Annotated in this window: 14 protein-coding genes; all 14 read right to left on the reverse strand. The window is 40.7% G+C overall.

Translation table 11 applies throughout. The features are described from left to right. Positions 1 to 44: 44 nt before the first annotated feature. The 14 genes from C1G49_RS02045 to C1G49_RS02105 all read right to left on the reverse strand — a co-directional run bounded on the left by C1G49_RS02045 (position 45) and on the right by C1G49_RS02105 (position 15,340). The gene (locus tag C1G49_RS02045; protein ID WP_105124419.1) at positions 45 to 722 is read right to left on the reverse strand and encodes an SEC10/PgrA surface exclusion domain-containing protein; all 678 of its coding nucleotides are present in this window, start codon (positions 720 to 722) and stop codon (positions 45 to 47) included. 376 nt (positions 723 to 1,098) lie between these two features. After that, positions 1,099 to 2,436 (reverse strand): ISLre2 family transposase, encoded by a 1,338-nt coding sequence (locus C1G49_RS02050; RefSeq protein ID WP_105124420.1) that lies wholly within the window; start codon positions 2,434 to 2,436, stop codon positions 1,099 to 1,101. 309 nt (positions 2,437 to 2,745) lie between these two features. Next, the gene (locus tag C1G49_RS02055) at positions 2,746 to 2,985 is read right to left on the reverse strand and encodes a hypothetical protein (protein ID WP_024396444.1); all 240 of its coding nucleotides are present in this window, start codon (positions 2,983 to 2,985) and stop codon (positions 2,746 to 2,748) included. Positions 2,986 to 3,048: 63 nt separating this feature from the next. Then, positions 3,049 to 3,846 (reverse strand): ParA family protein, encoded by a 798-nt coding sequence (locus C1G49_RS02060; protein ID WP_105124421.1) that lies wholly within the window; start codon positions 3,844 to 3,846, stop codon positions 3,049 to 3,051. 15 nt (positions 3,847 to 3,861) lie between these two features. After that, positions 3,862 to 3,996, reverse strand: coding sequence for a hypothetical protein (locus tag C1G49_RS11360; RefSeq protein WP_269088198.1), 135 nt, complete (start codon positions 3,994 to 3,996; stop codon positions 3,862 to 3,864). Between the two features lie 91 nt (positions 3,997 to 4,087). Continuing rightward, positions 4,088 to 4,672: a recombinase family protein gene (locus tag C1G49_RS02065; RefSeq protein WP_105124422.1), complete on the reverse strand. Its 585-nt coding sequence runs from the start codon at positions 4,670 to 4,672 to the stop codon at positions 4,088 to 4,090. 106 nt (positions 4,673 to 4,778) lie between these two features. After that, positions 4,779 to 6,419 carry a helical hairpin domain-containing protein gene (locus C1G49_RS02070; protein WP_105124453.1) on the reverse strand — a complete coding sequence of 547 codons (1,641 nt, stop codon included), beginning with the start codon at positions 6,417 to 6,419 and terminating at the stop codon, positions 4,779 to 4,781. Positions 6,420 to 6,424: 5 nt separating this feature from the next. Then, complete coding sequence (locus tag C1G49_RS02075; protein ID WP_074485284.1) at positions 6,425 to 6,799, reverse strand: plasmid mobilization protein; 375 nt, start codon at positions 6,797 to 6,799, stop codon at positions 6,425 to 6,427. A gap of 202 nt (positions 6,800 to 7,001) precedes the next feature. Further along, positions 7,002 to 7,262: a hypothetical protein gene (locus C1G49_RS02080; RefSeq protein ID WP_024396451.1), complete on the reverse strand. Its 261-nt coding sequence runs from the start codon at positions 7,260 to 7,262 to the stop codon at positions 7,002 to 7,004. A gap of 66 nt (positions 7,263 to 7,328) precedes the next feature. Next, positions 7,329 to 10,739: a PBECR4 domain-containing protein gene (locus C1G49_RS02085; protein ID WP_105124423.1), complete on the reverse strand. Its 3,411-nt coding sequence runs from the start codon at positions 10,737 to 10,739 to the stop codon at positions 7,329 to 7,331. Beyond that, on the reverse strand, positions 10,740 to 12,467 hold the full coding sequence (locus C1G49_RS02090) for a DNA topoisomerase (protein ID WP_105124424.1): 1,728 nt from the start codon (positions 12,465 to 12,467) through the stop codon (positions 10,740 to 10,742). Position 12,468: 1 nt separating this feature from the next. Continuing rightward, complete coding sequence (locus C1G49_RS02095) at positions 12,469 to 12,810, reverse strand: hypothetical protein (RefSeq protein ID WP_024396454.1); 342 nt, start codon at positions 12,808 to 12,810, stop codon at positions 12,469 to 12,471. 148 nt (positions 12,811 to 12,958) lie between these two features. Further along, positions 12,959 to 14,800, reverse strand: coding sequence for a VirD4-like conjugal transfer protein, CD1115 family (locus C1G49_RS02100; RefSeq protein ID WP_105124425.1), 1,842 nt, complete (start codon positions 14,798 to 14,800; stop codon positions 12,959 to 12,961). Continuing rightward, a complete protein-coding gene (locus C1G49_RS02105; protein WP_105124426.1) occupies positions 14,801 to 15,340 on the reverse strand; it encodes a hypothetical protein in 540 nt (179 codons plus the stop codon). Positions 15,341 to 15,396 lie beyond the last annotated feature (56 nt).

The following is a 15,396-nucleotide window of genomic DNA, read 5'->3' on the forward strand; positions in this document are numbered from 1 at the left end:
CAAAAGGAAAACACCCGGTGGACCCGAGTGCCTATTCTACGAACCTATTTGCTTTCTAAAATCCAACCCTTAGGAATGAAAATCATATGGGTCAACAACCAATCAATATCCAGCGAGTATTTTGAAAAGGCAAATCCAATTTCCTCAACACCAGAATCATCCTCATCCATGCCTAAAATCGTCGTCGCATGCCCATAGTCTGCATGACTGTCATCAAAGAGGCGCCAAGTTAGAGCCTTGTAAACCAATTTTTTGGCATCATAGAGCGTATAAGCCTCTCGATATTCTGAAAAGGCTAGACAGTCCTTGCCTTTTGGCTCGACACCCTTAATTTGAGCAATAGCAATCAAGCTATCATAGTTGTGATAACGGAGGGAGCTACTCAAGGATTGAGCCAAACTAACCGCATAATCCAAGGCCAAATCACTGACCTCCACAGCTACAGTTCCCAACTGTTCCCGCAGTGGATTAAGCAAATTCGCAGCAAAGCGAGCTAACTCTTCACGGATCTCTTGAGGCAAATTCTCTATATCTTCCAGAATAACCTTCCTATCCTGCTCAGAACCCTTATAGACATTGGTTTCAAGCCCCTGCTCACCCAGTTTTTCCAGTTCCGAATCAAAACCTGTTTTCCCAGCTTGAACATATTGAGCGAGAGTTTCATAGTAGCCTTCTGGCAAGATGATACGATCTAGGTTGTCAGCTCTTTCAATGATTGTCATGGTTTTCTTCCCCCCTATGTTTGATATTCTTATTGTAACAAGATAAGGGGAAATTGTAAACCTTTTCAACTTTTGTGAATGTGTCTGTTTTTAGGAGAAACTGAAAAAGCATCAAGAGAACGAAAATTAAGACCGAAACACTTGGACTTTTTTCTTGTTTCAGTCTTGAATTATTGCTCTGTTGATGTTACAATATATCTAAACTGATTGAACAAGTGCCCTTTGTTTAATCGGTAAGGCGGAAGGTGTTGTCGCACCTTCCGTCTTTTCTTCGTGTTTTTCTATGAATCATATTATATCACAATCGTATCAAAATGCAAGCATTTTCTATGGAAATATTATCAAAAACCTTGACATCTCAAGTTTTTTTTGATATTTAGTCTCTTTCATCTGTAAGGCTTACACCATATTTCGGCTTAACATTCGGACGTTTTAACTGGGGCAATGTATAGGAGGATTGGACATTGCAAAATTGACCAAGGAGATTACTCTCTTGGTCTTTTATTTTTTGATAGGATTGTCGCCATTCTCCAAAAAAGAGGTCTCTCAATTCTCCTGCATGACTCAAAAGAATAGTCTGACTCATAGTATCTGCGCCTTCTTTGCTCCAATACATCCCCCTGTTTTTCATCCGATAGGTTATTTTACGATGCTGAGACTCCATGATACCAATACCACTTGTAGACAGACCAAACGTTTCAGGACTTTCCGTGTATTTGAAATTTCTCACGAGTTGCCGTCTGAAGCGTTGAAAGTTTTCTAGTTTCTCGTCACTATCAATCAAAGACTCAGCTGTATCTAATACTAACTTCAGCTGACTCTTATCCCTATTTTTGAGGGCTTGAAATGCCTGCTTGGTCAGTTCTGAAGGAAAAGGTCTAAGCTGTGTCTTGATGGCTTGATTCACATGAAAAGCATCCCAAAAATGAAAATGTTCTTTAGGTCTGAACCCACTGACAAGCTCCTTGAAGAGATTAGGAGAGTAGCCCTTTCCACCATCTGAGTTGGTTACAATGACCGTTTCAGGCGTTAGCTCAAAGCGCTCCATAATCAAATCAAGGAATTTGTCTTTAGCCTGATGATAGTGTGTCGATATGACCTCAAATTTATCCTTCAGAATATTTCTTTTACCTGTCTTACTCCCTGTATGGACGACAAAATGGCTGAGTTCTACGGACTTCCCTTTCTTGTTTGGGGTGGATTGTTTAACCCAAACGCCATCGCCTTCAATATACAGCCGTCTGGCTTTGATTTTGCTTGGTCTATCGGATAACTTATCTGCTGATAAGGAATCATAGTCAGCCTTATCCTCTAGGAGCTGACCTGCGACATCGAGGGCATGCTGAACAGTATTCTTCGTGATATAGATTGACTTGAGAAGCTCCATCACTTCAACTACTTTCCGATAGGGCATATAGTTAGACAGCCTTGTAATTTGGTAAAGGAGTTCTTGAGAAAATCGTGACCGTGGCTCAAGTCCTAATTTTTCATCTACTGGGATTCTAACCGTATCACCTTTTTTCCATCTACTCCTTGAAAAAGTCATTTCCCCAAAAGAGAAAATAACTGTCCGCTCCTTCTGATTGATTCTTTTGAATCCCTGTGCTCTCATACTTGGGGCAATAGACTTCTCATAGTCTTCAATCATCTTCAAAAATGTTTTCTGATTGTCTGTTTTTAACCGTTCTGAAAAAACTCTCTCATCCAGCATCATCTCTTCCCCTTTTCTTACAATATGTCTATTATAACGGAAATTAGGACAATAAAAAAAGACCTCTCCATTTGGAAAGGTCACTATTGTTACAATAATATTTATTATTATTTTTATATTGATTTTAATAGCTATTTATATCATGATTAAAATAGCTATCTAAAGAGAAAGGTCTTCTTCTTTGCTGGGGGCTACCTTCTTTGTAGTGCCTTGAGTTTCTTTCTTCAGCCTTTAATCTCGTGATGAAATCCATAAAGCCTCCTTTTATGTTGATTAAAATAGTGGTTTATATAAACATTAAAATCATGATACTTATTCTTGATACTGTTCAATCCACTCATCAAGGAAGGTGGATGCACCACTATATCCTGATGCTTCTGCGATTCTATCCAGCTTCTCCCGATTTTGGGGTTTCAGTGTAAACTGATAAGGAAATTTGGTCTTCCCTGATGGACGACCAGCTTTTCGCCCTCGTTTCTTTTGTGGCTTAGGGTCTTTAATCTCTTCCTGAAGGACTTTACTGATTTTCTCTTTTTTAGATTCAAACGCCATGCTATACCTCTTTTCGATAGTGATTTTTATAATGATTAAAATAGTGATATATAATGATGAAAATTAAGCCATATCTGTGAGTTCCTGAAGCTCATTCAATGTGTCAGTCAAGGCTGAAAAGAAATTCTTATGTTCCCTCTTCAATGTTGAGTCAAGCATCATGTCTATAACCGTTTCATCTTTGGTGGCACGGTTAAACAGTTCCTTTTGAGGAATTAGACCAACGACTGAAGAATCAGTTTTCAAGGCTTCTAATAGCTCTTTTGATTTTGCCGTATTATGCTTAATCATATTTGGCAAGAAATAGAGGTGAGCCGTAATCAATGATTCCCGACTAGGGCGGACAATTTCCGTCCTACGGTATTGTTCTAGGCGAACTTCTAAATTCTCCTTAGCTTCAAAAGCAAAATCACTAGGGGTAATTGGGCTAAAAAGCGTGTGACTGACTGCGATAGCGTTTCTTGTCGCAATCCCAAAATCGGGACGACAATCCAAAATGACATAATCGTATTGGTCAAGATTTTTGGACTCTAAATTATCCCCCAGCCAATCATAGAGATACATATTTTGATTAGGGTCAGTTTCTAGCTTTCTTTCCGATTCATCCAATTTCATTGACCCAGCAATGAGGTCAATGTTAGGAGCAACAGACAAGATAGCAACATCATCCGAACCAGCAAAAACATTGGCAACAGTTGACGTGTCTTCATAAACATCATAGAAATGTGTCAGGTTGCACTGATGGTCAAGGTCAATAAATAAGACCTTGTACCCTTTACTAGCTAGGTACTGACCATTTAGAAGGGCTAGGGTAGTTTTTCCTACCCCACCCTTAATAGCTACAAAACTAATGAGCTTCATTCTTTATCTTCCTCTCTAGCTGATTTCTTCAAATCGTAATTCATCAAAAGTCAGCGGAAACCACGATTTGTATTGAGTTTGAACTTCTTCTAGGGTCTTATCCTCAATACGATTCAGTTCTCCTTGGTCTATACTTGTCACAATAATCATCTTCATTCCCCCTTTTTCTATACTCTTATTATAATATAAATCACTATAAAAATCAATATTAAAATCATTATTTTAATCAATATTTTTATCGCTATCTTTTTATGTCATATTTTTCACGATACCGTCTGAACGTCCTCTCATTGATGCCTGTCAAGCTCGCCACATCCTTATCTGTATAGCCTTTTTGATAGAGTTCAAAAGCGTGTTTCAATCTGATGTCACCATCTGAAAAAAGGGCTTTACGTCCCCTGTACTTACCTTGTGTCTTTGCAATGGCGATACCTTGCGCTTGTCTTTCCTTAATACGTTCCCTTTCAGCCTGTGCCTGATATTTGTATAGCTCCAAAATCAGGTTGTTCAAAAGCCGTCTGAGGTTATCATCTTCAATCCCACGAAGTGTAGGAAGATTCAGAACTTCCAAAGTTGCCCCTTTGGTCTGAATCTCATTCATGACCTCGGTCAGTTCCTTGTTATTTCTTCCCAATCGTTCCAACTCAGTCACAACGACTCTGTCCCCTTCTCGGATATAATTAAGCATCGCCTTCAGCTGAGGGCGGTCTTTACTTGCTCCGCTCATAGCTTCCTGAAACAGTTTATCAACCCCCTTCAGTTGTTCCAGTTGCCTAGCCATGTTTTGGTCTGAAGCGCTGATTCTAGCATAGCCGATTTTAGCCATTTTCTACCTCCATATTTGCCTAACCCTATTGTCCGCTTGTCAAATCCCATAAAATCAAGTGCCACGTTTAAGGACAATAGGGCATACTTTATTGTCCGCTCACGTGCTAACGTTCCACCTCGTCTTTTGGTTTTTGGTCAAGCGTTGGTGATTGTCGTCTTGCTTCAGCGTGACGTTCCAATTTTTCATACTGAGTAAAGTCTTTGATAATACTATCAAATTTTTCCTTCAGGGCTTTCCGTTCGATGGAAACTTCGACCACCTGCTTTTCAATCTCTTTAGGATTGACTGAAGAAGAAATATTGAGTTCCTCCAAAATCTGATAAGCGACCTTAGCATCTATTGGATTGTCAGAAGAAATATCTTCCAGCGCTGAAGCGATTTTGTTCAGGTGCTCGACTTTCTCATCTAAGCGGTTCAGTGATTCTTGCGTTTCTTCAATTTGTTCAAGGAAGCGGTCACGCAATTCATAGAATTGGTCTGATTCAGACACGCCATGACTAACAAGATAGTTATACTCTTTGACTAACAAATCTAGTTTAGAAATGTTTGGATTTTTGGTCAGGATATACTCACCACTTTCATAAGCAAGCTGATTGATAAGTGTTGACCCTCTCATGAATTTGTTACTGGTGGAATTGTCAGGATTGATGAAATAGAAAAAGTCCGATTTCTTGATAAAAATATCAAAGCTCCCGTCCTCTTGCTTATCCACTAAGCGACTTGGAATTTTGACCGTTCCTTGATTAGCTATCCCATATTGCATCTGAAGATAGATGCCCGTGTTGGTTTCATGTTCCACCTGCCACGGTTCAATCTTAACCCTGATTTCAAAATCGTCAGCCTTTTCAGCCTGCTCTTTGTCATACTCATCTTTAATAGATTCTAGCGGATGGACGATTTCATTTTTAGCTATCCGCTCTTCAATTTGCTCCAAAGAATACCGCCCCTTTTTGGATAGAGTGCTATCCCTTGTGTTCCTCTTTTGCTCTTTATCTAGTAATTTGTATTTGGCATATTTACCCAAAAAATCAACTGCAAGACCTAGCGCTTTTGCTTTCTCTTGAAAATCCGCTAGACTGGTTGAATGCTTCAGGAGAAATTCAAGACGGGATTTTATTTCTAGCTTGAAGATATTCTCTTTTTGATAAGCAGAATATTCTTTGTGACCAAATTGATTTTTATGTTCAAGGATTTTAGCACCTGCTAAATCCGCATACTTATCAGAAATTTGTTCAAGGGCTTTCTTCGTTCCTTTCTGCCATCTGAATTTATTCAAGGTTATCGAATTAGTGGAATTGATATAAATGTGATTGTGTAGATGCCCCTTATCCATGTGAGTCGCAATGATAAACTGATGACTGCCACCTGTCAACTCCAAAGCTGTCTTTCGTCCTATCTCGTGAACCTGTTCAGGTGTCAGATTGTCTTCAGGAGAAAATGACTGAATGACGTGGTGCGCTAAAACATCATTTTTGAGCAACTCCTCATTATTGATAGGTCTGCCCTTTTCTAAATTGGCAAGTTGCTTTAACATCATAAATTCAGAATAGGCGGATTCAACATCAATGACTAAATTTCCTGAAACCAGCTGGGACACAAATTGACCATTTACCATTTTGACAGGAAAGTTCATTTTAGAATCAATCAATTCAGCTCCAATTGTTTTAGCCCCATCTTCAATATACTTGAGACCGTCTGACAATTTATTGACGGATTTTATTTGTTTGACTTTGGTAACAACCAATTCATTCACTCCCTTCTTTCTTTCAGAACTCTTTCAATGATAGCAACTTCCTTGTCAAAGTTTTCATCCATCAGTCGCTTAACTTCCAAAAGTGATGCCTGTAAAGATTGATAATTTTCAAGACTAACCTCTTCATTGGTATTGACGTATTTGGCAAGTTGGTTGATATTTGTTCCGATCCGATTGATTTCAGTTCGCAATTTGACCAGTTCGGAGTAATCAACTGTTACCACTTCACCTGTCAAAAGCATATAACGGGCGTAGGTATTAAAATTCTTAAAGCCGTGAAGTGTCATCCGTTCTTTTATCAACTCATTTTCTCGTGGTGTGACCCTAAATTTTCTTTGAATCTGACGATACAATTTTTTCTCATCACTCATGTTTTACCTCATTCTTTTTCTTGACATCCTGCCTAGTTCCCTCTATACTTTTCAAACTGGCAAGCATAGCAAGGTGGTACCACCTTGCAGAAATTAAAAGATTTTCCCACTCCCCAAATCTGGCAATTCTGCCAAAATGGGGATGGGTCAATCTTTCAAGTTTTGGGGAATATCCCCAAACCCCTGAGTGTCCTCTCGGACATTAGTTGCTGTCAACTCGTGACAGCAATTCTTCTTTTAGTTCTTGATATGATTCATCTGAAAGAGAGTCAAGATAGCTAATAGTCTCTTGGTATTCTTCAGCTAAATCAGGGTCAATTTCTTTTAGTTCATCCGCATCCTCATCTAAAAGGGCGATGGCTTTTCTGCGCTTGGCTTCAATGAAATTGTCATTTCTTGCATACGCTCCATTCTCAAAATAGAAGAGGTTGAGAAGTAGGGTTGTTTCGATAGTGTCGTTCATGGTGTTAGTCCTCCGTTTGTTTTCTACGACTCATAAAGCCTGCTGATAATTGAGCGACAAGGTCTTTTACAGGCTCATCTCGTTGTCGCTCTTCTGCGCTTTTTTTGGCTCGTCTTTCGCCTGCGCTTTCTCTTTAGGCTCAACTGATTTTTCCTTTTCTTTAGTTTTCAATCGCTTCAGTTTTTCCTGAAAAGCATCTTTGGTCAGTTCCTTATTTTGGTATTTTTCAAGTGATTTATCAATTCTTGAAATCAAGCTGTCTGCTTCTTTTTGGACAATTTTGATTTGTGCTTCAAGGTCAGATAGCCCTTCAGGGTCTTGTGACCATGTTGCCAAATAACCGAAACTGTACTCACTTGTATCCAGTCCGTAATGGCTGGCAACGACAAAAGCGACTGACTCTGCTTGTAGTTCTGCGGTACTTCTTTTCAGTGGCGCTTCTTGTAATTTTTCCAAATTGTGCAAGTCTGAATGTGCCATTTCATGAAAAATAGTTTTTAGGGTCTGTTGCTCAGACATCCCTTGTTTAATCACAATATGATTGTCTTTAGGAGAATAATATCCATTGGCTGTTCCTGTGTCATTGCTGAAAGAAAGTGGTACGCCATTAGCTTCTGAAACCTCTTTTGCTGACTTGTAGAGGTTGCCATAATCTTCATAAGTTCCCTCAAGGTCATAGATAGGTTTAGCTAATTCTTTTCCGCTGGTTTGTGAGACATCAAAGACAGGGACAAGTTTGAAGGACGTGTAAGTTTGTTCATTGCCATTCTCATCAAGTAGTGGCTCTTTGGTTTTCGGGTCTTTTCTTTTTAGCGTAATCGGGGCAAAAATTCGTAAAGCCTTCTCGCCTTTATTGACATTTCTTTCAAAATCATCCTTCCACTTTTTGAAAGAAGCCACGTGAGAAGCATCAGGATTTTGAGTCATAATCAACTGAATATTTCTCGGAGAATAGTTGTGAAACTTGCTCATTGTCTCAAGGTATTGTTTGTAGGTATCTGATTCAAAATAATCATTGACACCATCCTTCAATAGCTGAGAAAGTCCTTTACTGTCTTTTGCTTCAATCAGTTCTGCGACAGTTCTAGTTGGTTTTACTGATGAAGAATTTTGAGAATTGGGATGGTCAACATCTAAAGGACTTGACCCATAACCAACTTCCTCATTATCAGATTTTCCATCACCATCTGTATCAGGGCTAAGGGGATTTGTTCCCTGATTTTTCTCCTGCTCATCAGAAATACCATCCCCATCTGAGTCACGTTCCATTTCTTCCGTCCGGTTAAAAAAGTTAGACAATGCATCTGTAAATGTTAAGGGGGATTTTAGTAGTAAAGCATCCGTTAGATTAGGGTCGCTTAAGTCCACGACTTTATCTTGAATCGCTTCAGGATACTCTTTCAATACAGCTTCAAATATAACTATATTATCATCTAAGTACTGATAAGGATTGAGTTTTGAAACCTCCTCCTCGCTAACTGTCCAATTGTAATGAAAGCTAGCTTGATTTTTGATTTTGTCCAATGTGATTGTTACATAAGGATATTGTTGCATCGTTTCTTTTCCTCCTTTTAATTTGGGTGATTTAAACTCATCTTTAAAGTGAAGTTCCTTTAGCGTTTCCATCATTGCTTTACCGCCATCTGTGACTTTTTCCTGCTTCAGAGCAATCTCTTCTATCACCCCATCACGTTCACGATAAATCCCAATGATTTCATTTTTGGTAGCTTGTTCCAGCTCAGAATTCAGGATTTTTCTAGCCTTGAAGACTGAGACTGGGACTGTTCCATCTTCTGTATCTGCTCGAAACAGAAGCATAATATCTTTATCATCTGCCTTGATAAGGCTATCAAAACGCCCCTGATACCGCTCAATACCTTGTAGATTATCAAAATAAAAAGAGTCTAATTCTAGCGCGACACTCAAGTCAGGAAGCACCTTGATTTTATTAAGGGCTGAAGCATCGTTAGACAGTAACATATCCCGATACGTCAGCTCTCCTCCATTCGCAAAATCATGTAGTGTCTTCTCAGGTGTCTGTCCTTCCCCCAACGGCTTCAATCCTGTCAAGTGCATGAAGTTTTTCTCCTGAAAATTGACTTGTGCCACATTTCCATCAGATGTAAAATAGCTAACAGTGGTATTCGCCAACTCGTCTCGATAGAATCGGGCCGCTTCCTGAATATCATGACCTCGCCTATTGATTTTGTCTAGCTCCCTTTGAGTGACAGAATGTTCAAGACGTGTTCTTCTTGACTTTAGCTCATCAGTTATGCTAAAATGTAGGTACTGAGAGGATATGGTAGGACGACTGGTAACAGAGCGTTCAAAGGTACTTGTTTCAAGTACGGGTGCGGTGCTACCTTCAGCTTCGGGCTGTAAAGAACCCATGTGCAGATACGTCCTCTCCTTTTTTTGTTGCTCATTCAGCCCTTGACTTCGGTCATGGGCTTTTTCTTTGCTCTCCTTCAGGTAGTCATTCCAGTCCATCTTGTCCTGACCTTCTGCTCTCGGTGGGAGGTCTTGAGTCAAGCCAATCCCTTTAGCGGTCAAGCGGTCAATGAAGTTACGTCCTGCAACGTCATTGTCAACTGCAAGCGTGATAAAATCCTGATGCTTGCCTTCGTGAAAGAATGTTGTGACCTCAGCCATCTTAGCTAAGAAGGTTGGAATTTTATCTTGTTCGACCTCACCTTTAATAGCGCCTGTCTCAGCCAATAACTCCGCCACATGACGGCTGACCGTTGATTCTTTTAAACCATCCATCGCCACCAAACGGACATCCTGAAGGCTGTCCTGATGAAGCTCATAGTAACTCATCAAGTCTATTGGGGCTTCCGCAAAGACTAAGCGCTTTGGTGTCCCAATATCAACGTGCATCCCTGTCATGCCATCTGAAGCCCTCATAATCTGTTTTAAGCGCCCTCTTTCGTATAGCTCATGATTTTCCTTAATGCCTTGTAGAGATGCGCCTATGACTTCATTCTGACGGTCTAGGCTCTTGAAGACGATGACTGGCTCAAAGTAGTCACCCGTCTTTTTAGTGGCTTGTGATAAGACGCCTTTTTCTCCGAAAAAATCGATCGTCTTATCAGACAAGCCCCTCACGTCTTTTAGGTAGTCCCTCGCTTCAATGAATTTGGTCTCATAAGGCTCAAGATAATAGCTGAAGGGTTCTTTTTCAGACACGTTTGTCACATCAACCACGTCAAAACTGCCTTCCTCCAGAAAGTGTTTTGCCTGCTTAAAAGAGAGTTTTTCGCCTGTCAGTTCTTCTTGAACAACTTGAACCATCTTAATCACATCCCCACCAGTTGAACGGGCAAACCAGTTGAAATAGTTGTCCCTGACGTTGATAGTGAAAGAATCGTGTTCCATCCAAGCGTAAGTATGGCTTCCTGTTCGGTGTAGTTGCATTCCTAAGCTCTCAGCTACCTCTAAAATGGATAGCTGCTTCAGTTCTTCAATACTTGCCATCTATCCTGCTCCTTTCTCTAATTGTGCTCTTATGGCTTTTTTGGTTTGCTCGATAAACCAATCTTTAGACTTTTGACCTTGACCAACTAACTGAAGGGCTGTTTCCCACTTTCCAGTTGTTTCAGGATTGGTGTACATCACTTCAAGATTATCCAGGAAAAGGACAAGCATTTTCCCCCTATCTGTTGGGAAAAGTTGACCTGTCTTCTTGTCACGTGTGATATAGTCACGGTCAATAATGGTCTTAATGATGCCTGCTCGTGTTGCAGGTGTTCCTAAATTGTACTTAGGAAGCACGTCATCAAGCAGACTGCTTTCTGTTAGCCTTGCAGGTGGTTTTGTCTTATCTTCCTTAATTTGGGCTTCAGTGGCTATTCTAGCCCCCTCCTGGTAAATAGGTAAGACGGAATCCTTATTTTCCTTTTCAGCTAGTTTTGTCCACCCCTCATTAGTCATCACATTTCCTTTAGCGCTGAAGGTATTCCCATTGTTATCAAGTGTCACTTGTGTTGCTTGGTAACGGTAATCAGGAGCAAACATGAGAAGAGTTCTCTTGAGGATTTCCGTATAGATGATTTTTTCATCTCCTTCAAGTGAACTCACGTCTGACATGTTTTCCGTTGGGATGATGGCATAGTGCTCCATCTGTTTATCTTGCACATACTTCTTCCGTGGCTTAACGTTAGGTAAATCAGCTTCAATACCCAGGATAGCTTTATAATCGTCAAGGTGTTTAACCAGGTATTCAAATTCATTAGGGGTAATCAATTTGTGGTCAGTACGTGGATAAGACGTAACCCCTTTTTGATAGAGCTTTTGAGCTATTTCAAGGGTATAAGCTGAATCAAAGTGATATTTCTTACTCATTTCTGATTGAAGACTTGTCAAATGGTATAAATTTGGCGCAGAAACCGCCTTATTTTCGCTTTGAATAGATTGAACGACCGAATATCCCCCAAGAACCTTTAGAACCTCCTGTGCGCTCTCTAGGGTCTCAAATTTGGTGTTGTTTTTGAAGATTGTCCCTGTATCATCAATCAGTTCTACCTTCCAAAACGGTTTAGGCTCAAAAGAATCAATAGCCAGGTCATTTTCAACGATTAGAGAAACAATCGGTGTCTGTACTCGACCAACTGAAAACTTCTTCTCCTTCTCCCCTAAATAACCTAACTCCTGGAGCTTCAATGATGTCCAAGGGCTAAAATTAAAGCCGACCAACCAATCTGAGTTGGCACGTGCTTCCGCTTCTTCTGCATATTGTCGGGTTTCTTCCGCTGGTCTCAGGTGCTGAAAAGCTTTGACAATCCCTGCATCTGTCAGGGAATTGACCCACAGACGATATTTGACCTTCTTCAGAGCATTTGGAATCATCCTTAAAATAAGATAGGCGATAGACTCCCCTTCACGGTCTGCATCTGTTCCTATGATAATACTGTCTGCTTGATTGACCTCACGCTTAATCAGATTAAACTGCTTCTTCTTATCAGCCTTAACCTCATACTCAAAGGATTCAGGGAAGGCTGGCAAGTTAGCCAAGTCCCAATTTTCATAGTTCTGATAAGGATTCTTTATCTCGACCAAGTGACCAACGGCTGAAACGACTGTCACTTGACCGTCTAATAGGTCTGTCTTGACCTTCCATGCTCCTTTTTCGTTGGTTGCCTGACCCAAAGCGTGAGCGTACTTTTTGGCTTGGTCAGGCTTTTCAGCAAGTACAACGTATTTCACTTTACATCACCTCTATTTTTTCCTGAAGGAGCGCATCAATATTGTCCTTCAGATAATTCAGTTCCTCTTCAGTTGCCTTGACCTCCTCAACCTCAAGGACTCCCCGATAAGTAGTTGGATAGCTGAAAAGCTGGGGAGCGACTGCTTGAAAACTGTCTAAGTCAAGAGTCTTTATCAGTGTTGAAATAAACTGATTCAAGACCTCCCCATCTTTACTCTGTTCTGTGACCTCCTGCTCAAACGCAAACTGTCTGAGAACTTCAGCCATTGTAGCTAAATCAACAGCTGAAAAGATGGTTTCAAAATAGCCTATCCCCCTCGTATCTTGTCTTGTTTCCTTCATGTTTTTCCTCCATTTTACGAACAAAAATTGAAACCAGGTTTCCGATTTTTGACTTGAATTCCGAACTTTCTTCCTTCCTGGTATCCAGGTAATTGACGTAATTGACGAACGAAACCCGTTAGGCAGCCTAACAGGTTTTAACATCAATCTAGGCAACTTTCTCAAAAGGAAGTTCAGTCGCTAAGATTTTATCTGCATTAGTTTCAATTAAGCGTTCATGATTGACATTGGCATCCCAATCATCCATATCATTCATGGAACGGATGTACCGATACCAATTCGCATCACTTGGGCTATTAGCAAGTTCCTTGGCTCTTGGATGCTGAAGCACGTTTGTCTTTTTATCCCTGAAAACATTCTGTTTTGAGATAAAGATAAGGGCTTCATCTACTCCGATACGTGCCACTTCATCAGGAGTCAATAGGTCACGTTGGATAGTCTGAATAGACTGACTGCTTGAGCCTTGTGTTCCTCGTGTCTGTGATTGGTTTTTGACATTGATGGTCTGCTTCCCGCTTCGCATTGAGAAATAATTCATGGTTTCCTTGTCATTTGTTCCCAGATAGACCAAGGTAGCACAGTTATTGAAAATAGTCTCCCACTGGTCTTTATAGAGTGCCTTCAGCTGGCTGATGGCTTGAATAATAATATCAATCGAAATCTCACGAGAACGAACTGAAGAAAGGGTTTCCGTGAAATTAGGGAAACGTCCAAAGTTGGCGAACTCATCCAAAATTAAGCGGATATGAAGTAGGTCTTCAGGTTTACAGGTTGGATGATTTCCCTGAAGGATTTCATCAGCCGTCATAGGAAGCTGTCTAAACATCATGGTAAACATAGTAGTCGCAATAAAGTTGAACGACTTGTCCGTTTCAGGAATGGCAATAAAGACAGCTGTTTTTTCTGTCTGCCACTTCTCCATCTCCATTGAATCACGGGCGGTCAAGTTTCTCACGGCATCATGGTCAAAGACCGCAAATCGTGAAGAAGCCACAGATAAAACACTAGTCATGGTTTTACCTTCAAAGTTGCTTTTGAAAAGCTCCCATTGACGGTTAGCGTAGTTATTCGGTAGCTCTTCTTCCAGCTCATCAAACATCCGCTCAACCACACTAGGCGTTTCTTCATCCTCACGCTTGATATTTCTCAAAAGGTCTGCGACTTGAGCAATGTTTGGCTCATACTTTTTTAGCACCTTCCCGTCAAAGTATAGATAGCCTATCAGCGCCCTCATCAGAAGCATTTCCGCCTGATTCCAAAAGTCCTCGCCTGTATTATCAGAGCGTTTTGTCCCTGCGATAATGGCTTCTGCCACCCTGTCAATATCTAGCTCATCGTGCATATAGTGAAAGACGTTGAACTGGTTAGAATTGGTTAGGTTCACAAGGTCAAAGACTTTAATTTTATAGCCGTTGTCTTCCAACATCTTTCCCGTCTCACGGACAAGAAGCCCTTTCGGGTCAGTGATGACAAAAGAACTATTCATCTGCATCAAGTTAGGCTTTACAAAGGTAAAGGTTTTCCCGTCCCCTGGCAACCCTACTGTCAGGGTATTCTTGTTTAACTGTCTGTTAAAAGGCAGTCGCTTATTGAATAGCCCCATCCGTCCGTTTTGAGAGAATATCATATCATTTTCAGGTTCTTTATCCCTGAAGGAAGCTATCTCCTTGACCGTGGCATACCTTGCCGACCCGTATTCCTCCCCGTAGCGATAGCGCCCTTTGTCGTTGAGACGAAAGTAAAACATCAAAACGATGAAGAAGGCAATTCCGCCACCGTATAGGCTCGGCTGAGTAAAGGAAAAATCAATCAATGACTTACTTGTCCAGTTCGCCATCATCCAATCTAAACGGGCGCTGTCAAACAAGACCACGCCTTCCGTAGCTGGGGCAATGGTGTAAAGTTTAACTAACCAATGCATCATATAAAAGACGACTAACCCGATAATCAAATAGGGTAAAAATTTTCGTTTCTTCTGTTCTGTGACCATCTATAACCCCTTTTCATCTTTAGCAAGCGCCTTTTTAGGCATTTTGTCTTTGACTTTTGCTTTTGCCTTAATCTCAGCCTTGACCTGTTTCTTGTAATAGGCTAGCTTTTCAGTCACAGTCATGTTTTTAGGGCTTTTAATAAGGTTTTCCTTGAGCTTTTCTGCCTTGTTGGGGTCAGTCAAATCATTGATAACCCCCTTAAAGCTTGCTTCTAGGGCTTGAACATTTTTCGCATCGATGGCAATCGTACTTGACCCGTTGCCATTGTCCTTGATAGAAAAGCCCACATCATACCCTTTCAGGTACTCTTCCAACCGCTCCGAATTGACTTCGCTATTCAAGAACGTTTCAAAATGCTTGGTTTCCTTTGTCGCCATGAACTGATTCCAGTTGGTTTTGTCCGAAAAGGTCTTATTCTCCGCATAGGTTTTTATGTTTTGATAGCCATTCTCAATAGCGTAATAGAGTGCCTTCAGGAAGAGTTCTCCTGTCAGTTTGTAAACATCCGCTATTTTCATCCCGACTCGTTCTTGGTCCATTTATGTCCTCCTTTTCTAAAAAGAAAAGCGCTTAATCTCTCGTGATTAAACGCTTG

It is taken from the genome of Streptococcus suis, assembly GCF_002960625.1.
In the GTDB taxonomy this organism is placed as follows: domain Bacteria; phylum Bacillota; class Bacilli; order Lactobacillales; family Streptococcaceae; genus Streptococcus; species Streptococcus suis_T.